Origin of the sequence: Paractinoplanes bogorensis (assembly GCF_018829635.1) — a bacterium.
GTDB classification, from domain to species: domain Bacteria; phylum Actinomycetota; class Actinomycetes; order Mycobacteriales; family Micromonosporaceae; genus Actinoplanes; species Actinoplanes bogorensis.
In genome coordinates this window covers 439724-458968 of sequence record NZ_JAHKKG010000007.1, presented here as the reverse complement: position 1 = coordinate 458968, position 19245 = coordinate 439724, and the positions used below count along the sequence as shown (strand labels likewise).

The following is a 19245-nucleotide window of genomic DNA, read 5'->3' as shown; positions in this document are numbered from 1 at the left end:
CAACGGGGGCCTGACTCGAGGGCGGCACCAGGGCCGCCCTCGAGTCAGATGCTGGTCAGGCCGCTACCGCGATCGGGACCCCGTGCTCGTCGGTCAGGGCCAGGCGGGTGTGCAGGTTGCCCTGCTGGGCGACCCGGGCGAAATACTCCGACCGGCGGCGTTGCATACAACCTTTGCGCGTACGCGGTCCGCCCGCGGCCACCGTGAGCAGCTCCGGGGCCAGCGAGCTGTTCAGGCCCTCGCGCAGCAGCTGCAGCGCCTCGGTGCGCAGCTGGGAGATGCGGGACTCGGTCACGCCGAGCCGCGCCGCCACGTCGCTGAGCGGCTGCTCCTGCAGAAACGACTCCGTCACCACCAGGCGCAACCGCTCGGGCAGGGCCTGGATGGCCTGGTGCAGGTAGCCAAGTCGTTCCCGCTTGAGCAGCAGGTCCTCCGGCCCCTCGGACGTCTCCGGCACCATCTCCTCGGCCGCACCGGTCGGGAAGCCCTGCAGGCTCAGCAGGGCCGCCTTCTGGACGTCGTCCTCGACCGTGGCCAGCTCGGCGACACCGATGCCGAGCGTCTCGGCCACCTCGGCGTCGGTCGGGGTGCGTCCCAGCGCCGCGGTGAGCTCCTGGCGGGCGGTCGCGGTCTTGCGGGCCCGGGCGCGCACCGATCGGCTGGCCCAGTCCTGTCCGCGCAGCTCGTCGAGGAGCGCGCCGCGGATGCGGACCGCGGCGAAGCGGTGGAACGGGATCCCGCGGGTGACGTCGAAGGAGCGGGCCGCGCCCAGCAGGGCGGCGAACCCGGCCGAAGACAGGTCGTCCGCGTGGACGTGGCCCGGAACCCGGTTCAGCAACTCCCGGACCAGATGGCCAACCATCGGCATGTGTTCGCGGACGAGGTCCTCGATGTCACGCGCGGAAGGCGCGTCGTGAGTCGTGCCGATGGTGGCGGGGAGTGGGGTCGTGTCCGTCACGTGGTCCTCCTCGCTCATACGACCGGTTGGGTGAAAACCGGCTGACGAGGAGAACATTTGCCGCCGAAAGGTGCGAAGGCGGCGGAACTCGGTTGCTTTTAGGGTGCTTTTCGCGAGAAAGGCTCAGGTTTTTACCGGATGACGGCGGGGCGCCGAGGTTCGAGCACCTCGGTCAGTTCCTCGTGCACCCAGTGCATGCGCCGGACCGCGTCGTCCGGGTGCTCCCCGAACTCCTCGGCCACGTTGGCGGCGCAACCGTCACTGCCGTGCTGCAGGATCATGTCGGTCACCGCCTCTTCCACGGCCTTGTGCGTGGGGCACTGGGACGGCTGCAGGTCGGAGACGAACAGGGCCTCCGCCGCCAGATCCTTGACAATGCTGATCATGTCGTACTCCCCGATGGACGACTTGCTGTAGCGCTACTTCTCGTCATGCCCGATCCACGGTGTTTGAGACGGAATGAGCGCGTCCAGTTCTGCTATCTCATCTTTTGCCTGTGCACTGCCTCCGCGTGGCCGCCACGCCGGGCGAAACGGAGGAAAGTGCCGGATGCATCGCTTTCACAGTAACTCGCTCCCGGGCGGCGCCGCGTCCGGTTTCCGCCGTTCAGCTGTTCCCCATCCGACCCTCGACCACCAACCAGCCTCCCCCGTACGCCGCACAGGTCCCGCTCCCGCGCTTCCGCCCCGCTCGAGGCGCAAAAAACAGGGCCGGCTCTCGTGGCCGACCCTGTCTCCGTGAACGTTCCTAGCAAGTCCTAGCAGTCTCCGGCGGCGACGTCGCAATCGTCGCCGCCACCACCGACAGGGATCGTCGGCTTGACCGTGGTGGTCGGCGGATCGTTCACCGGCTCAGTCGCCGGTCCCGTCGTCGGCGGCGTCGTCTCCTCCGTCGGCGGCCGAGTCTCCGTCACCGTGGGTCTCGGGGGCGGCGGCTCCGTGTCTTTGATCGGCGGCGTCGACGTGTCCACCGGCCCCGGCGGGGTTGTGTTTGTCGGCGGAACCGACGTCGTTGACCCCGGCGGCTGGTTCGACTGACCGGGAGCCGGCTTCGTCGTCGGCGTGACGGTGATCAGACCGCCGTCCCCGATCGTGACGCCCGGAATCGGCGACTTGGTCGGGCCGAGCCGCAGCGTGCCGTCGGACAGCGTCTCGACGAAGCGCGACGGCTCATTCGGCGCCTTGGACACGAACGCGTCGCAGGTGGCCCCGTTGAGCGAGAAGGCCATCGGCGGCAAATTACTGTCCTTGTAACGGCCGTTCATCTTGAGCGCCACCGTCTTGAGCGGCCCGATCGCCTGCGTCGAGTCGATCGAAACGCCGCCACCCGACGGACCGTCCTGCTCCAGCTGGGTGCCCTCGACGCCCTTGACCACCTGGTCACCGGGCATCATGAACCAGAGCTTCCAGTCCTCGACCGGCGTCTCGTTGCGGTTGGCCACCGTGACCTGCGCCGTGAACCGGTGGTTGGCATCGGTCCAGACGGCGTAGCTCACCACGCACTTGTTCAGCACCGGCTGTGGGTTCGAGGGCACGGCAATGTTGCCCCCGTCCCTCTTACCGGTCGCCGACGCGCTCCAGCCGTAGGTCCCGAGACCGATGAGCAGCACGGCACCGGCCACCACCAGGACCCGCCGGGTCTTGGTCTGCCCGATCCGCGTCCACGCCGGCTCGGTCGTGCGACCAGGCCGGTCACCGGAAGGCGGCTTGTCACCGACAGCAGACCGCAGGCCACCCGCACCCATCGGAGCCGCGTTGTAGACCGGCCCTGACTTCAGCTCACCGAAGCGACTGTTCCGAACAGGCACAGCCGACTCATCCGCAGACGAAGCCGCAGCAGCGGAAGCAGACGCCGCAGGTGCCGACGCAGCCGCAGCCCCGGCCGCCGCCGCAGCACCAGCCGCAGCCGCCGCAGGGCGCGGAGCCGCCGCAGCAGGCGAGACCGGCGCCGGCGAAACCGGAGACCCGAGGATCTCGCCGTAAGCCTGAGGCGACGGCAGGATCGTCGTGTCTTCGCCGTTGCCCTTCCAGTCCGGCACGTAGCCCCGCGCCGCCGCCGGCGACGCCGAGGCGATGCCGGCCAAGATGTGCGCCAGATCGGCACTGGACGGCCGGTCGGACGGCCGCTTCTCGAGGCAGCGCCCGACCAGGGCGTCCACGTCGGCGGGCAGACCGTCGACCGGCGGCAGCGGCTCGGGCTCGGTGTATTGGTGAGCCCGCAGCAGAGCCGTCGTCGTTCCGACGTCCCACGGCAGCTGGCCGATCAGTGTGCGGTAGATGAGCAGGCCCACCGCATAGACATCGGTCGCCGGGCTCACCTGGCCGCCCTCGAGCCGCTCGGGCGCGAGGTAGGCCGGCGTGCCGAGCAGACTGCCGTCGGGGTCGATGTCGTTCTCGCCGATGAGGGCCGAGATGCCGAAGTCGACGACCTTGGCCCCGGTCGGCGTGAGCATGACGTTGGCCGGGGTGACGTCGCGGTGCACGATGCCCCGTGAGTGTGCGGCGGCGAGCGCCGCTGCCACCTCGGCCGTTATCCGCACGGCGTGCTGCCAGGGCAGCTTGCGCACGCGCGCGAGTACGGCGGCGAGTGACTCGCCGTCGATGAGTTCCATCACTACATAAGGAACCGGCTCACCGTCGACGGTGGTCGCTTCGCCGTAGTCGTAGACATTCGTGATGTTCGGGTGGCTGAGCCGAGCGGCCGCCTGAGCTTCCGCACGCAGCCGGCGCCGGAACGCCGGGTCTGCACTGGTCGACGGTGGCAGAACTTTGACCGCGACCTGGCGCCCGAGGACTTCGTCGAACCCTCGCCACACCACTGACATCCCGCCGGCACCGAGCCGCTCGACCAGTCGATAGCGACCGGCCAGCAGACTCGAACCCGGAAGGTCCGTCGTGCTCATGTGCCCCCACATGCGCGCTTCGAAGAAACACCGAGTTGCACCGCCATGCCCCTCGGCGTCGGGGTGCCCGGCCGGATAGCCGAACGTTCCCCATCGACGGAAGGGATGCTAGCCGATGATCGGCCCCCTCACGATCCCGCGCACACACGGTCTTACCTGCGGTTCATCACCGTCCGTTCCGGGCAGATCGCACCTGTCTTTGACACTCGTCCAGTACCCGAAAGTCGGATGCCTGACGGAAACCCGACCGGCTCGAACCAGTACGAGGGCCTATGCCCGCTTTATCGGAAGTTTCTTCCAGCAGAAGTTCGCTACCGTCCAGCGTGGACAGAGCAACCAGCCGTAATGCGACCATCACCCTTCGCAATGTCGGGCAATCGTCGACAAAAGCCTGTCCTAGGGCAACTGTTCAGGGATCTACCTGTGCAACCCCGCCTGAACGGTCAGCTCCATCGGCTGATCAGCCCATTTAGCGTGCCAACCTCCGCCGCGCCGCCTCAGACGTGGTAACCGGGGACAGGAACCCGCTCGTTCCCCATTAGCGATCTTAACGACGGATAAGCCGGACGACGACCGGGCCGAGCCGGCGGCGCGGGCACCGCACCCAGCTCCTCCAGCAACGCCAGAACCGGCGCGAGCTTCTCGTAGATGACCAGCACCACATCGCCGGGCCGGGCCAGCCGCAGGGCTTCCACCACGGCATCAGCAAAGCCGGAGACCCGGAGCGCGGTCAGCTTGGGACGCCGCGCCCGCATCTCCCGCTCGACCAATTCGGAGACTTCGGACGGCGTACGGCCGCGAGGGTCCTCGTCGTCATAGAGCACCACTCGCGAGACCGCATCGGCCACCACCTGCGCACATGCCGCCAGCAGATCGTCGCGCCGGTCCCCCGGCAGGGTCAGCGCGGCCACGCAACGGTCGGGACCCCAGAGCCGATGCACGGTCCGCAGGGTCGCCGCCAGAGCCGCCGGATTGTGTGCATAGTCGACAAATACGGAAACGTCCCCGAGGCGCAGCAGCGTTCCGCGCCCCGGGTTCGCCACCGCCGGATCGAACTCGGCCACCCTCCGGCACACCTCGTCCTGCCCGGCCCCCAGCGCCCGGGCGGCGGCCATCGCGGCCAGCGTGTTGGCCACCACGTGCGGCGCCGCTCCCCCGTACGCCCCCGGCAACTCGGCCACCCGCAGCAACGGAGTCCGCCGGGCCCCGGTCGCCTGCAGGACCCAGCCGTCGTCGGCCAGGTAGGCCGTCCCGCCCCGGGCCAGATGCTCGACCACCACCGGCTGTCCGGCGTCGAGCCCGAACCACACCACCCGCTTGCGGTCGGCCCGCACCCGCGGCCGTCCGATCAACGTGCGCACCCACGGGTCGTCGGCGTTGAGCACCAGCGTCCCGCCGTCGCGCACCCGCTCGGCCACCAGCGCCTTCACGTGGGCCAGGTCCTCGACCGTGGCCAGCCCGTCCTGCCCCAGGTGGTCGGCCGTGATGTTGGTGAGCACCCCGACGTCCGACCAGTCGTAGCCCAGCCCGCGGTTGAGCAGCCCGCCGCGCGCCGTCTCGAGCACCGCCGCCGACACGCCCGGATCACCCAGCACCATCTGCGCCGACCGTGGTCCGGTGGCGTCGGCCCGGAAGATCACCCGCCCGTCGATGCGTACGTCGTCGGTGGTGGTCAGACCGACCCGCAACCCGTGACCGGCCAGCAGATGCGCGGTTATCCGGGCGACCGTGGTCTTGCCGTTGGTGCCGGTGACAGCGACCGTCGGGATCCGCCCGTCCGAGCCGGCCGGGAACATCGCCCGCACGATCGCGTCGCCCACGTCGCGCGGCCGTCCCTCGACCGGGGCCAGGTGCATGCGCAGGCCGGGCACCGCGTTGACCTCGATCACCCCGGCTGCGGCCTCGGTTCCGGACTGCGCCGGCGGCACCGGGGCGTCGATGCCGGGCAGCCTCAGGTCGATGCCGGCGATGTCGAGCCCGAGCAGCGCGGTCACCCGCAGGCAGAGCCGCGAGACCTCGGGGTGGATCAGGTCGGTCACGTCGTGACTGGTCGCGCCGGTCGACAGGTTGCCGGTGGAGCAGAGCCAGACCTTTTTCCCGTACGCGGGAACGCTCTCCCCTTTATATCCCTGGCGCTCGAGCACACTGGGCACCGGTTCCACCCGGGTCAGCACGCGGGAGTGCCCGGTTCCCCGGCGCGGATCGGCGTTGAGCTCCTCGACCAGTTCGGCCACCGTGCGCGAGCCGTCGCCGACGACGTGCGCGGCGATCCGTTCGGCGGCGGCCACCACCTCGCCCGCGACCACCAGCACCCGATAGTCGCGGCCGCCCAGCTCACGCTCGACGATCACGTCCGCGCCGGCCGCCCGGAACGCCTGCTCGACCTGATCCGGCGTGTTCAGGTGCAGCGCGACATGCTCGCCGTGCCGTCCGTGCCGGGGCTTGACCACAACCGGGCCACCGAGTTCGCCGAGCAGGCGCAGCGCCTCGTCGAGCGTGCGGGCCGCGCCCCCGGCCGGCATCGGCACGCCCGCCTCGGTCAGCACGCGCCGGGTCACCTGCTTGTCGCCGGCGATGTCGATGCCGACGCCGCTGGTCTGGTCGGTCATCGCGGCCCAGGCCAGCCGCCGCCGGTTGCCCCAGCCGAGGCGCAGCAGGCTGAGGTCGTCGTAGCGCTCGACCGGGATGCCGCGCCGGCGGGCGGCCGCGATGATCGCCCGGGTGCTCGGTCCGGCCGCCTCCCGTTCGGCCCGCGCCGCCAGATCGTCCAGGGCGAGTTCCCCCGGCCGCCCGTCGACCACCGCCGTGACCAGCCCGGCCGCCGTCTCGAGCAGCTCGCACGGCACCGACGAGCCGGGCGACTCGTCGACCGGGCACTCGATGATGAGGTCGTAACCGCCGGGCTCACCGGCCGACACCGTGCGGCCGAAGCTGACGTCCCGGCCGATCAGCTGGGACAGCTCGAGGCAGACGTGCTCGGTGACGTGCCCGAAATAGGTGCCCCCGCGCAGCCGGCTGACGAACCCGCCGGGCGCCCCGGCCGCGCAGTGGTGCTCGGCCAGGCCGGGCAGCACGCGCAGCAGGCGCTCGGCGAACCCGGTGACGTCGGAGGTCTCGACGCCGGCCAGTTCTTCGAGGCGGACCCGGGCGACGACGGCCGGGCGGGAGAGATAGACGTTCGGCCCGCGCAGGTGCCGCAGGCTCTCGATCTTCATGACGACGGTCCTCCGAGGATGCCCCGCCGGGCGCAGACGGGCCGGCGGCCCGTGAGGTGGAACGCGGGCCGGTCCGGGCACCTCTGAGGTTAAACGGAACAAATCCGAAACATTGGACTAATGCATTTTGTGGGATGCAGTGCCGTCCGGTGCGGCCGGCAGCAGGTGCGTGACCTCGGGCGGCCCCGACGCGTACGCGGAAGCCCTCTTCTCGGTCTCCTCGTCGCTGCCGGTCAGCCGCCCCTCGTGCTGGCGGACGTGGTCCTCCCAGGTCGGCACCTGATAGACCTCGACGAACTTGCCCGGCTCCTCGCCGTCCCGGAACAGTCCCCACCGCGTCGCCCCGGTGCGCAACCGCGTTCCCCGTACGGCCTCCATCGCCTCGACGAATTCGTCCGCCTTCTCGTCGGCGACCCGGTAGATCGAGGTCACCAGCACCGGCCCCTCGTCCGGCCGCGGGTCGAGCATGATGTGCGGCTCGGACCAGTAGATCGCCGGGCTCAGGTCGGCGTCGTCGTGCTCGTGCACCGGCCACCAGCGGACGGTGGCCGTGCCCAGCAGCATCACCACGGCCGCGGCGGTGAAGGCGAAGCGCAGGCCGAACGCCTGGGCGACCTGACCCCACAGGAGCGCGCCGACGGCCTGCGCCCCGGCGAAGACGACCTGATAGATGCCGAAGCCGCGGGCGCGCACCCAGTTCGGCAGCAGCAGTTGCATGCTGGCGTTCATCCGGGACACCAGGGTCATCCAGGCCGCACCGGCGAGCACAAGAACGGCGGCGACTACTACGGCGTACGGGAAAAACGCTGTCGCCGCCAGCGCCCCGGCATAGACCACGCCCGCGACGGCGATCAGGCGGTTGGCCGTCAGTCGCCGGCGGATGCGCGGCATGAGCAGCGCGCCGCCGATCGCCCCGACGCCCAGGGCGGCCAGCAGGATGCCGTAACCGCTGGCGCCCAGGCCCAGCTCCTGATGCGCGACCACGGGCAGCAGACCCCAGACCACGCTGCCCGGCAGCACGAACAGGATCACGCGCAGGAGCAGGCGGCGCACCGCGGGGTCGTAGCGGACGAAGCGGCCACCGGCGCGGACGGCCGGTCCGAAGTGCTCGGGGTGACTTGGTCCCGGGCGGGGCGGGCGGCGCCAGACGAGCAGGGCGAGCGCGAAGACGGCGTACGAGAGCGCGTTGAGCCCGAACACGGCGGCCGACCCGATCTGGGCCACCAGCAGGCCCGCCACCGCCGGACCGGCCGACCGGGCCAGGTTGGTGTTCACCGCGCCCAGCGCCGACGCGGCCGGCAACTCCGCGCGCGGCACGATCTCGGGGATCACGGCCTGCCAGGTCGGCAGGGTCAAGGCCTGCCCGACGCCGAGCAGAAAGGTGAAGAAGAGCAGCAGGGCCGGTGGCATCCGGTCGAGCGCGGTCAGCACGGTCAGCACGGCCCCGACTCCGGACAGCGCGATCTGCACGGCCAGCAGCAGGCGGCGGCGGTCGAGCACGTCGGCGATCGCACCGGCCGGCAGGGCCAGCATCAGCACCGGCAGCATCGTCACCGCCTGCACGAGGCTGGTCCAGGTGGCCGCGTCCGGCTCCGGCACGACCAGCCACTGGGCGCCGACGGTCTGCATCCAGGTGCCGACGTTGCCGGCCAGCACCGCGATCCAGAGCATCCGGAAGACGCGGCCGCGCAGCGGTGACCAGGGTGAGTCCACCCGGGCAACCTATCGGCGGCGCGCGCCCGGTCCCGGCTTAGGCAACACTTCCCGGTAGTCGCTGATCTCGTGGCCGTCGGCGCAGCGGATCACCGGGTGCACGGCCGCCCCGCAGTCGCGGTGCTCGTAGGCCAGCGGGGGACCCTCGGGCTCGGCCAGATAGCGGTCGCCCCACTCGGCCACCGCGATCAGCACCGGATAGAGGTCGAAGCCTTTCCGGGTCAGCCGGTATTCGTGCCGCTCGCGTGACCCCGGCTCCCGGTACGGCACGCGGTGCAACACGCCGTTGTCGACCAGCATGGCCAGCCGGTTGGTGAGCACCTGACGCGGGATGTTGGTGCGCACCCGCATGTCGTCGAAGCGGCGGATGCCCGCGAACACCTCGCGCAGCACGACGACGGTCCACCGCTCACCGAGGATCTCCATCGCGCGCCCGATCGTGCACGACTCGACCGACCAGGCCAGCGCTTCCGGTGCTGTGGAACTCATCCCAGAAGGCTAAGTCCACTGGACAGACCCAGCAAGCCGGTGCGAGGCTGCGTCCATGACCCAGACCCAGCAGGACCGCACCCGCACCTTCAGCTGGTCCGACCCCACGGTGCACGCCGGCCTGATCGGCCGCCGGGCGGGCCTCGAGCTCCTGCAGGCGATGGCGAGCGGCGAACTGCCCCCGCCGCCGATCATGCAGCTGGTCGGGATGGCGTCGCTCGAGCCCGAGTTCGGCTCGGTCACCGTGCGCCTCGACCCGCAGGAGTTCCACTACAACCCGCTGGGCACGATGCACGGCGGGGTCATCTCGACGCTGCTCGACACGGCCACCGGCTGCTCGGTGCACAGCACGCTGCCGGCCGGCGTCGGCTACACCAGCCTCGACCTCAACGTGAAGTTCCTGCGCCCGGTCACCCTGAAGTCGGGCCGCCTGAGCTGCGTCGGCACCGTGCTGCAGAGCGGTCGTCGCACCGCGCTGGCCGAGGCCCGGCTCTCCGACGCGAACGGCCGCCTGGTCGCTCAGGCCATGTCGAGCTGCATGCTGTTCCCTATTTCTTCGCCAGCCGGAGACGCCTAGCTTCGCGCTTCTCCTCGAAGCGGGCGGCCTGGGTCTCCAGGTCGTCCATGTGCGCGGCCAGTTCGTCGCGGGCCTTCTCGCCGTCGCCGGACAGGTCGGTGCGGCCCAGCACGTTCCACTGGCGCAGCACCGGCTGCAGCACCTCGTCGCGGTGCTGCCGCAGGTCGTAGATGCCGGCCAGCGCGATCGACAGCGCCTTGCGCCCGAAGCCCTCGATGTTGGCCCCGGGCATCTGGAAGGTCGACACGACGTCGGTGACCGCGCGCATCGCGTTGTTCGGGTCGAGGTCGAACGCGGCCGCCAGCAGGTTGCGGTAGAAGACCATGTGCAGGTTCTCGTCGGCCGCGACCCGGGCCAGCAACTGCTCGGCGATCGGGTCGCCGGTGGCCTTGCCCGTGTTGCGGTGCGAGATGCGGGTGGCGAGTTCCTGGAAGGCCACGTACGCGATGGAATGCAGGATCTCGTCCGGGTGGTCGTTGGAGTAACCGGCCTGCATGTGGGTCATCCGGGCCCGCTCGAGCTCGACCGGGTCGACGGCCCTGGTGACCGTCAGGTAGTCGCGCAGGGCGATGCCGTGCCGGCCCTCCTCGGCCGTCCACCGGTGCACCCACGTGCCCCAGGCGCCGTCGCGTCCGAACAGGGTGGCGATCTCATGGTGGTACGAGGGCAGGTTGTCCTCGGTCAGCAGATTGACGATCAGGGCCGTCCGGGCCACGTCGGGCAGCTTCGAGTCGGTCTCGAGCCAGGCCTCGCCGCCGAGCAGGCCGTCGAAGGTGCGACCGTCGCTCCACGGCACGTATTCGTGCGGGAACCACTCCTTGGCCAGGGACAGGTGCCGTTCGAGGTTGGTCGCCACGACCGGTTCGAGCTCGATGAGCAGCGCTGTCTGGTCCAGAGGCATGACGATCACTCCCTACGGTGCCGTAACTTACGGCACCGTAGGGAAGGCTACGCCCTGGACCTGCTCAGCCGGCGATCGTGGGCTGAAGGTCACCAGCCGGCGGGGACCACAGAGCCGCGTCGGCCTCGGTCTGGTCGCCCGAGCGGATGTCCTTGACCGTGTCCGGCTCACCCGGGAACCAGACGTACGGGATCCCGCGCCGGTCGGCGTACTGGATCTGCTTACCGAACTTGGCCGCGGTCGGCGCCACCTCGGCCGGGATGCCGCGCCGGCGCAGGGCCCCGGCGATCCGGTCGCAGGCCGTGCGCTGCTCCTCGGCCGGCACCGCGACCAGCACACAGGTCGGCACCGAGCGCGAGATGTTCAGCGCGTTGTGGCCGAACAGCAGGCCCAGGATCCGGGTCACGCCGATCGAGATGCCGACGCCCGGGAACGTCTCCTTGCCGGTCGAGGCCAGGCTGTCGTAGCGGCCGCCCGAGGTGACCGAGCCGAACCGCTCGTAGCCCTCGAGCATCGTCTCGTAGACCGTGCCGGTGTAGTAGTCGAGACCGCGGGCGATCTTCAACTCGGCCACCACCAGGCCCGGGGCGTGCTCGCGGGCGGTCTCGACGACCCGCAGCAGTTCGCCCAGGCCCTCCTCGAGCAGCGGGTCGGTGACCCCGAGCTTGCGGACGGCGTCCACGAAGGACCCGTCCTCGGCCGAGATCGCGGCCAGCTCGAGACACGCGTCGGCCTGGGCCCGGGTCGCGCCGGCCGTCTCGACCAGCTGGTCGGCTACCCGGGCCGGGCCGATCTTGTCGAGCTTGTCGACCGTACGCAGCACCTGCGCCGTGTCCCCGAGACCGAGCCCGCGGTAGAAGCCCTCGCACACCTTGCGGTTGTTGACCTGGATCCGTACGCGCGGAATCGGCAGGCCGCCGAGCGCGTCCCCGATCACCAGCGGCATCTCGCAGTCGTAGTGGAACGGCAGCTCACCGCGGTTGACCACGTCGATGTCGGCCTGCAGGAACTCGCGGTAGCGGCCCTCCTGCGGCCGCTCGCCGCGCCACACCTTCTGCATCTGGTAGCGCTTGAACGGGAACTGCAGCTTGCCCGCGTTCTCGACCACGAACCGGGCGAACGGCACGGTCAGGTCGAAGTGCAGGCCGAGCGAGTCGTCGTCCTTGGCGTTCTCGTCCGCCTGCAGCCGGCGCAGCAGGTAGACCTCCTTGGACGTCTCCCCCTTGCTCAGCAGCGTGTCGAGCGGCTCGACCGAACGCGTCTCGAGCGGGGCGTAGCCGTAGAGCTCGAACGTGGTGCGAATGCGGTCGAGCATCCGCTGCTCGATCATGCGCTGGGGCGGCATCCATTCGGGAAAGCCGGAAATAGGCATTCTCAAAATCTCCTAGTAAAAAGCTCAGAGTCCGCGGCGCGGCGCGGCGACCAGTTCCCGCAGGTACGGGTTGTGGGCGCGCTCGCGGCCGATGGTGGTGGCCGGTCCGTGGCCAGGCAGGACGACGGTGTCGTCGGCCAGCGGCAGGATCTTGTCCCGCAGGCTGGTCAGCATCGTGTCGGTGCTGCCGCCCGGCAGGTCGGTGCGTCCGATCGAGCCGGCGAACAGGACGTCTCCGGAGAGGCAGACCTGGTCGGCCTCGAACTCGGAGCCCACGCCGGGCAGGCGGAACAGCACCGACCCGCCGGTATGGCCGGGCGCATGGTCGACCGTGACCTCGAGACCGGCCAGCGTGAGCGTGGCGCCGTCGGTCAGCTCGGCCACGTCGTCGGGCTCCGAGTAGGGCAGACGGCCGCCGAACAGCTGGGTGAGGTCCATGCTCAGGCCCTTGGCCGGGTCGGCCAGCATCTCGCGGTCGGCCGGGTGCACATAGGCCGTGATGCCGCGGGCGCCGCAGACCGGAGCGACCGAGAAGGTGTGGTCGAGGTGGCCGTGGGTGAGCAGCACCGCGGCCGGGACGAGACGGTGCTCGGTGAGCACCTCGTCGAGGCGGTCGAGCACGCCGATGCCGGGATCGACGATCAGGCATTGCTCGCCCGGGCCGGCGGCCACCACGTAGCAATTGGTGCCGAAGGCCTGGGCCTCCACGCCGGTGACGAGCACAGCTTGGCCTCACTTCTGGAGAACCGGGAAAAAACAGGAGCGAATCGTAACGAGCCTAGCCCGGCGGGCGCACACCACTTTCTCAGGAGGTACCCGTACACTCTTGCGGGCGTGTGACACAGGTCGTACGAGAGGACAGCGTTCGGTGGCATCCAGCAGGGACCGGCAGCGCAAGCTGGCGCGGGCAAAGCTCGATCGGCAGATGGCGAAGCGGGCCGTCAAGGAGCGCCGTCGGCGCCGTGTGCTGGCCGGAGTCGGGTCGGGCATCGCCGTCCTTCTCATCGTGGCCGGTGTGGCCTGGATCGGCGGGGCGTTCGACTCCGACGAGACCACGACCGACGCCGCCGATCAGGACACCTGCGTGTGGACCCCGCAGAACGCGCAGACCAACTCGAACCTCAAGGACGTGGGCACGCCCCCGACCAAGGACATCCCGACGCTGGGCACCCAGACGATGACGATCGCCACCAACCAGGGTGACCCGATCGTCGTCGGTCTCGACAGCGAGCTCTCGCCGTGCGGCACGGCCGACATCACGTACCTGGCGAGCAAGAAGTTCTACGACAACACGGACTGCCACGAGATCACCACGTACGGGGCGCTGCGCTGCGGCGACCCGAGCGGCACCGGTCTCGGCGGCCCGACCTACAGCATCTACAACGAGAACGTGCCGAACGCGCCCGAGCCGAGCGCCTCGCCCGACCCGGCCGCCAAGACGCCGCTCTATCCCAAAGGCACGGTGGCGCTGATCGGCAACCCGCCCGGCACCAACGGCAGCCAGTTCCTGATCTTCTTCAAGGACTACAGCCCCCCGGCGCCCGAGTTCTCGATCGTCGGCAAGGTGGCCGGCGGACTCGCCACGGTGGAAAAGATCGGCAAGATCCCGGTCTCGGCCAACGAGGCCGACGAGAAGGTCAAGCCGACTCAAAAGATCACCATCAAGACTCTGACCGTCGGCGACGCTCCGGCGTCCGCAGCCCCGTCGGCGAGCACTCAGTCCTAGAAGAAATCCCCCAGGCCGACATATCAGCAGGAGGAACACCGTGTCGTCGATCAAGGACCGGCAGCGCGCGGCGGCGCGGGCCCGGCTCGAGAAGGAGATGGCCGAGCGCTCTGCGGCTGCTCGCAAGCGCCGGCAGAAGCAGGCCGTCATCGGCTCGGCGATCGCCGTCGTGCTGATCGCGGGCGCCGCCGTGTGGATCGTGACCTCGCTGAAGGACGACAAGAAGTCCGACACCCCGGCCGCGAGCAGCGTGCCGGCCGGGCAGGTCGCCTGCACCTGGACGCCCGACGCGGGCGGCGGCGGCAAGGTCAAGGACGTCGGCACCCCGCCGGCCACCGTGCCCAACACCGGCACCGACACGCTGACCATGGAAACCAACCTGGGCACGATCAAGGCGACCCTGGACCGTTCCAAGGTGCCGTGCACGTCGGCCAGCTTCGAGTTCCTGTCGAGCAAGAAGTTCTGGGACAACACGAAGTGCCACCGCCTGGTCAACGAGGCCAGCTTCAAGGTGCTGCAGTGCGGCGACCCGTTCGCGAGCGGCAAGGGCTGGCGCGAGACCGACGGTCAGGGCGGCCCGAGCTACACGATGGCCGAAGAGAACCTGCCGACCGACACCCAGAAGCCGTACCCGGCGAAGTCGATCGCGATGGCGAACACCGGTCAGCCCGGCTCGACCGGCAGCCAGTTCTTCATCGTCGCGGCCGACACCCAGCTCCCCGCGCAGTACACGCTGCTCGGCACGATCACCGAGGGCTTCAACATCGTCGAGGACGTGGTGAAGGCCGGTGACGACAAGGCGTTCGCGCAGCAGGCGGGCGGTGGTCACCCCAAGAAGGAGATCACCATCAAGACCCTGACGACGGTCCCGGCCGCCTGATCGGTTTCATGAAGAAGGGGTCCTCCGCTCTCGGAGGGCCCCTTCTTTGTCTGCTTTCTTTTAGCTACGCGCCGGACGTCACCCGGTAGGCGTCGAAGACGCCGTCGACCTTGCGGACCGCGGCCACCAGGTGGCCCAGGTGCTTCGGGTCGGCCATCTCGAACGTGAAGCGGCTGACCGCCACCCGGTCGCGGGTCGTGGTGACCGTCGCCGACAGGATGTTGACCCGTTCCTCGGACAGCACACGGGTCACGTCGGCCAGCAGCTTGTGCCGGTCGAGCGCCTCGACCTGGATGGCCACCAGGAACGTCGACGCGCTGGTCGGCTTCCAGGTCACCTCGACGACCCGTTCCTGCTGGTCGCTCAGGTCGCCCGCGTTGGCGCAGTCTTCCCGGTGCACGCTCACGCCGCCCGAGCGGGTGACGAAGCCGAACACCGCGTCGCCCGGCACCGGGGTGCAGCAGCGGGCCAGCTTGACCCACACGTCGCTGACACCCTTGACCACGACGCCCGGATCCTGCGCCGTGCTGCGGTTGCGCGGCGGGCGGGTCGCGACGGCGGTCTCGGCGATGTCTTCGACCGCGCCCTCTTCGCCACCGAAACCGGCGACGAGCTTCTGCACCACCGACTGGGCACTGACCGTGCTCTCGCCGATGGCCGCGTAGAGCGAGGCCACATCGGCCAGATGCAGATCGCGGGCGATCGTCGTGAGGTTCTCGTTCGTCAGCATGCGCTGCAGGGGCAGACCCTGCTTGCGCATCGCCTTGACGATCGCCTCCTTGCCCTCCTCGATCGCCTCTTCGCGGCGTTCCTTGTTGAAGTACTGCCGGATCTTGGTGCGGGCCCGCGGGCTCTTGACGAAGCCCAGCCAGTCCTGCGTCGGGCCGGCGGTCGACGACTTCGACGTGAAGATCTCGATGACGTCGCCGTTGGACAGCGTCGACTCGAGCGGCACCAGCTTGCCGTTGACCCGGGCGCCGATGCACTTGTGCCCGACCTCGGTGTGCACCGCGTAGGCGAAGTCGACCGGGGTCGAACCCGTCGGCAGCGGGATGACGTCGCCCTTGGGCGTGAAGACGTAGACCTCTTGGCTGGACAGGTCGAACCGCAGCGCGTCGAGGAACTCCGACGGGTCGCTGGCCTCGCGCTGCCAGTCGAGCAGCTGCCGCAGCCAGGTCATCTCGTCGATGTGGGCCGGCGGGCCGACGATCGTCGCGCCCTTCTGCTCCTTGTACTTCCAGTGCGCGGCGATGCCGAACTCGGCCGTGCGGTGCATCGCGAAGGTGCGGATCTGCATCTCGACCGGCTTGCCGGTCGGGCCGATGACCGTCGTGTGCAACGACTGGTACATGTTGAACTTCGGCATCGCGATGTAGTCCTTGAACCGGCCCGGCACCGGCTGCCAGTTCGCGTGGATGACGCCCAGCGCGGCGTAGCAGTCGCGGACCGTGTCGACCAGGATGCGCACGCCGACCAGGTCGTAGATGTCGTTGAAGTCGCGGCCCCGCACGATCATCTTCTGATAGATCGAGTAGAGGTGCTTGGGCCGGCCGGTCGTCTCGGCCTTGATCTTGGCCGACTTCAGGTCGAGCTGGACCCGGTTGGTGACCTGCCGCAGCAACGCCTCACGCTGCGGCTGGTGCTCGCCGATGAGCCGGTTGATCTCTTCGAACCGCTTGGGGAACAACGTGCCGAACGCGAGGTCCTCGAGCTCCCACTTGATCGTGTTCATACCGAGGCGGTGGGCCAGCGGGGCCAGGATCTCGAGCGTCTCCTTGGCCTTCTGCTCCTGCTTGGGACGCGGCAGGAAGGTCAGGGTGCGCATGTTGTGCAGCCGGTCGGCCAGCTTGATGACCAGCACCCGCGGGTCTTTGGCCATGGCGACGACCATCTTGCGGATGGTCTCGGCCTTGGCCGCGTCGCCCAGTTTCACCCGGTCGAGCTTGGTCACGCCGTCGACGAGCAGCGCCACCTCGCCGCCGAAGTCGTTGCGCATCGACTCGAGCGAGTAGTCGGTGTCCTCGATCGTGTCGTGCAGCAGGGCCGCGACCAGGGTGGTCGTGTCCATGCCGAGGTTGGCCAGGATGGTCGCCACGGCCAGCGGATGGGTGATGTAGGGGTCACCGGACTTGCGGTACTGACCCGAGTGCCACCGGGCGGCGACGTCGAACGCACGCTGGAGCATGCGGCCGTCGGCCTTGGGATGACTGGCCCGGTGGGTCGCGATCAGCGGCTCGAGCACCTCGCTGACCTGCGTGCTCTGCCACGGCGCGTTGAACCGGGCCAGGCGGGCCCGCACCCGGCGCCCGGTCGGCGCGCTGGCCAGGCCGAAGCCACTGCCCGCGCCGTCGGCCGGCGTCAACGCCTGCGTGGCGTCCTCATCCACCGCCTCGGGCTGCACCTCAGCCTCGGGCGCCGCAGCGTCCGTCTCGACCTTGGGGTCAGCACCGTTACGTGAGTCCTCGGTCGGCTGCACCGTGCCCTCCGCCGGAGGGACGACGTCGCTGGACACCGGCCTCCTCACACCATCGCTCGGGATCTCACCGGTCGTCGCCGACCCGAGAAGCCCACCAATGCCAGAGTTGGTCACCTGGCTAGGAACGTCATCCTACCCGCAGAGTCTTCCCGGATGGCCCGGCCGAACCTTCGAAAGAGCGGCGTCGGCCGGTCAAACGGTCATCAAACGGTCAGTAGCGCATGCACTGTACGTGGACTCAGCCGCTCGCGGCCCTTCAGGAAGGCCAGCTCCATCAGAACGGTGAAGCCGATGACCGACCCGCCGGCCCGCTCCACCAGATCGAGAGCGGCCCCCGCCGTCCCTCCGGTGGCGAGCACGTCGTCGACCACCAGGACCCGCTGACCGGCGATGAACGCGTCCTCGTGCACCTCGAGGGCCGCCTCGCCGTATTCCAGCTCGTACGAGGCCGACAGGGCCTGCCGCGGCAGCTTGCCCGCCTTGCGCACCGGCACCACACCGACCCCGGACGCGTACGCGATGGCCGACGCCACCACGAACCCGCGCGCCTCGACCCCGGCCACCACGTCGAACGAGTCGGTGCCGTAGTGGCCGACGATCCCGTCGACCACCTCGCGAAACGCCGGACCGTCGGCGAACAGCGGCATCAGGTCCTTGAAGACGATGCCCGGCTTCGGAAAGTCGGGCACGTCGATCGTGCCGCCGGCGACCACCGCGGCCAGATCGCGGCCGCTGTCACCGGTGGCGCGGGGAATCTCGTCAGTCACGCGGCACAGCCTAACGACAGCGGGGGCGGCCGCATCCCGGCCGCCCCCGCTCATCGTGACTTTCTAGCGTCGCTTGTTCCCGCCGCTGGGCCGGTTGCCGGCGCCGCCGGGCCGTCCACTGCGGTTGGTGTTGCGCTTCGCCGTCGGCCGGCTGCCGGGCCGCGGGGCGGCCGACGCCAGCGCCGGGGCCTCGTCCGACTCGGTGACGTTGGCGTTGCGGCCGGACCGCTCGGCCCGCGGGGCCACGTCGCCGGAACGGATCGCGGCCCGCCGGGCCAGCACCCGGGCGGTGTGCGCCTTGATCCGCGGCTCGCGGTCCTTGAGCGCGGTCAGCACCGGCGCCGCGAACATGATCGAGAAGAGCACGCCCAGGCCCATACCGACGAACAGCACCAGGCCGAGGTCCTTCAGCGTGCCCGCGCCGAGCAGGCCGGCCCCGATGAAGAGCAGACCGCCGACCGGCAGCAGCGCCACCAGACCGGTGTTGATCGAGCGCATCAGGGTCTGGTTGACCGCCAGGTTGGCGGCCTCGCTGTAGGTGCGCGTGCTGCCCGCTGTGATGCCGCGGGTGTTCTCCTGCACCTTGTCGAACACCACCACCACGTCGTACAGCGAGTAACCCAGAATCGTCAGGAAGCCGATCACCGTCGACGGCGTGACCTCAAACCCGACCAGCGAGTAGATGCCGGCCGTGACGATCAGGTCGAGCAGCAGCGACGAGATGGCGGCGACCGCCATGCGCCACTCGAACCGCACGACCAGATAGACCATCACCAGGACCAGGAAGATCACCAGACCGAGCAGCGCCTGCCGGGTGACCTGGCCACCCCAGGCGGCCGACACCTGGTCGTCACTGACCGCCTCGGACGGCACCTTCAGGTCTTCGACCAGTGCCGTCTTGGCCGCCTCGGCCTGCTGGGCGGTCATCGCCGACGCGCGGACGGTGAAGCTGCCACCGTTGCCGCCGATGCCGGAGACCTCCTGGGCCGCGCCGACCTCGGCGTTCGGGTCGACCGACTGGATCGCCCGCTCCACCGCGTCGGAGGCCTCGGCCTGGGTCAGCGTGCGCCCGTCCGTGGTCTTGGCCGGAACGCTGAACGAGGTGCCACCGGCGAACTCGATGCCCAGGTGGAACTGGTTGATCGCGAAGCTGCCGACGGACAGCAGCACGAGCGCCGCGGCCACGATGAACCAGATCTTGCGCTTGCCGATGACGTTGACGTTCGCTTCACCCGCGTAGAGGCGGGAAGCAAGACCTTCGCGGGCCAT

The 19245-nt window shown here is 69.8% G+C and carries 15 protein-coding genes; 3 read left to right on the top strand and 12 right to left on the bottom strand.

What is annotated here, in order from left to right; translation table 11 throughout:
• Positions 1-55 precede the first annotated feature (55 nt).
• From KOI35_RS24590 to KOI35_RS24565, 6 genes are all read right to left on the bottom strand, one after another.
• Positions 56-958, bottom strand: a complete 903-nt coding sequence (locus KOI35_RS24590) for a sigma-70 family RNA polymerase sigma factor (RefSeq protein WP_215790431.1) — start codon at positions 956-958, stop codon at positions 56-58.
• A gap of 131 nt (positions 959-1089) precedes the next feature.
• Positions 1090-1344 (bottom strand): hypothetical protein, encoded by a 255-nt coding sequence (locus tag KOI35_RS24585; RefSeq protein WP_215790430.1) that lies wholly within the window; start codon positions 1342-1344, stop codon positions 1090-1092.
• A 371-nt stretch (positions 1345-1715) separates the two neighbouring features.
• A complete protein-coding gene (locus KOI35_RS24580) occupies positions 1716-3860 on the bottom strand; it encodes a serine/threonine-protein kinase (RefSeq protein ID WP_215790429.1) in 2145 nt (714 codons plus the stop codon).
• 497 nt (positions 3861-4357) lie between these two features.
• A complete protein-coding gene (gene cphA / locus KOI35_RS24575) occupies positions 4358-7075 on the bottom strand; it encodes a cyanophycin synthetase (protein WP_215790427.1) in 2718 nt (905 codons plus the stop codon).
• A 117-nt stretch (positions 7076-7192) separates the two neighbouring features.
• Positions 7193-8788 (bottom strand): MFS transporter, encoded by a 1596-nt coding sequence (locus KOI35_RS24570; protein WP_215790425.1) that lies wholly within the window; start codon positions 8786-8788, stop codon positions 7193-7195.
• Between the two features lie 9 nt (positions 8789-8797).
• On the bottom strand, positions 8798-9277 hold the full coding sequence (locus KOI35_RS24565; RefSeq protein ID WP_215790423.1) for a winged helix-turn-helix transcriptional regulator: 480 nt from the start codon (positions 9275-9277) through the stop codon (positions 8798-8800).
• Between the two features lie 55 nt (positions 9278-9332).
• Between KOI35_RS24565 and KOI35_RS24560 the strand changes: the two genes are divergently transcribed.
• The gene (locus KOI35_RS24560) at positions 9333-9854 is read left to right on the top strand and encodes a PaaI family thioesterase (RefSeq protein WP_215790421.1); all 522 of its coding nucleotides are present in this window, start codon (positions 9333-9335) and stop codon (positions 9852-9854) included.
• Here the strand turns inward: KOI35_RS24560 and KOI35_RS24555 are convergent.
• From KOI35_RS24555 to KOI35_RS24545, 3 genes are all read right to left on the bottom strand, one after another.
• The gene (locus KOI35_RS24555) at positions 9826-10755 is read right to left on the bottom strand and encodes an acyl-ACP desaturase (protein ID WP_215790420.1); all 930 of its coding nucleotides are present in this window, start codon (positions 10753-10755) and stop codon (positions 9826-9828) included. The genes KOI35_RS24560 and KOI35_RS24555 overlap by 29 nt on opposite strands.
• 64 nt (positions 10756-10819) lie before the next feature.
• Positions 10820-12127 (bottom strand): histidine--tRNA ligase, encoded by a 1308-nt coding sequence (hisS, locus tag KOI35_RS24550; protein WP_215790418.1) that lies wholly within the window; start codon positions 12125-12127, stop codon positions 10820-10822.
• Positions 12128-12151: 24 nt separating this feature from the next.
• On the bottom strand, positions 12152-12850 hold the full coding sequence (locus KOI35_RS24545; RefSeq protein WP_215790416.1) for an MBL fold metallo-hydrolase: 699 nt from the start codon (positions 12848-12850) through the stop codon (positions 12152-12154).
• Between the two features lie 145 nt (positions 12851-12995).
• Here KOI35_RS24545 and KOI35_RS24540 point away from each other — a divergent pair, with 145 nt between their 5' ends.
• Together KOI35_RS24540 and KOI35_RS24535 are read left to right on the top strand one after the other, a co-directional pair.
• Complete coding sequence (locus KOI35_RS24540) at positions 12996-13853, top strand: peptidylprolyl isomerase (RefSeq protein ID WP_215790414.1); 858 nt, start codon at positions 12996-12998, stop codon at positions 13851-13853.
• A 40-nt stretch (positions 13854-13893) separates the two neighbouring features.
• Complete coding sequence (locus KOI35_RS24535; protein WP_215790413.1) at positions 13894-14733, top strand: peptidylprolyl isomerase; 840 nt, start codon at positions 13894-13896, stop codon at positions 14731-14733.
• Between the two features lie 64 nt (positions 14734-14797).
• Here the strand turns inward: KOI35_RS24535 and KOI35_RS24530 are convergent, their stop codons facing one another.
• From KOI35_RS24530 to secF, 3 genes are all read right to left on the bottom strand, one after another.
• Positions 14798-17245, bottom strand: a complete 2448-nt coding sequence (locus KOI35_RS24530; protein ID WP_215790411.1) for a RelA/SpoT family protein — start codon at positions 17243-17245, stop codon at positions 14798-14800.
• 167 nt (positions 17246-17412) lie between these two features.
• Positions 17413-17976: an adenine phosphoribosyltransferase gene (locus KOI35_RS24525; protein WP_308121135.1), complete on the bottom strand. Its 564-nt coding sequence runs from the start codon at positions 17974-17976 to the stop codon at positions 17413-17415.
• A gap of 63 nt (positions 17977-18039) precedes the next feature.
• Positions 18040-19245: a protein translocase subunit SecF gene (gene secF, locus KOI35_RS24520; protein ID WP_215790407.1), complete on the bottom strand. Its 1206-nt coding sequence runs from the start codon at positions 19243-19245 to the stop codon at positions 18040-18042.

Coding starts and splice junctions, on each gene's coding strand:
- cphA (WP_215790427.1), bottom strand. CDS start 7,075: ATGAAGATCGAGAGCCTGCGGCACCTGCGCGGGCCGAACGTCTATCTC.
- KOI35_RS24560 (WP_215790421.1), top strand. CDS start 9,333: ATGACCCAGACCCAGCAGGACCGCACCCGCACCTTCAGCTGGTCCGAC.
- KOI35_RS24555 (WP_215790420.1), bottom strand. CDS start 10,755: ATGCCTCTGGACCAGACAGCGCTGCTCATCGAGCTCGAACCGGTCGTG.
- hisS (WP_215790418.1), bottom strand. CDS start 12,127: ATGCCTATTTCCGGCTTTCCCGAATGGATGCCGCCCCAGCGCATGATC.
- KOI35_RS24585 (WP_215790430.1), bottom strand. CDS start 1,344: ATGATCAGCATTGTCAAGGATCTGGCGGCGGAGGCCCTGTTCGTCTCC.
- KOI35_RS24580 (WP_215790429.1), bottom strand. CDS start 3,860: ATGAGCACGACGGACCTTCCGGGTTCGAGTCTGCTGGCCGGTCGCTAT.
- secF (WP_215790407.1), bottom strand. CDS start 19,245: ATGGCCCGCGAAGGTCTTGCTTCCCGCCTCTACGCGGGTGAAGCGAAC.
- KOI35_RS24565 (WP_215790423.1), bottom strand. CDS start 9,277: ATGAGTTCCACAGCACCGGAAGCGCTGGCCTGGTCGGTCGAGTCGTGC.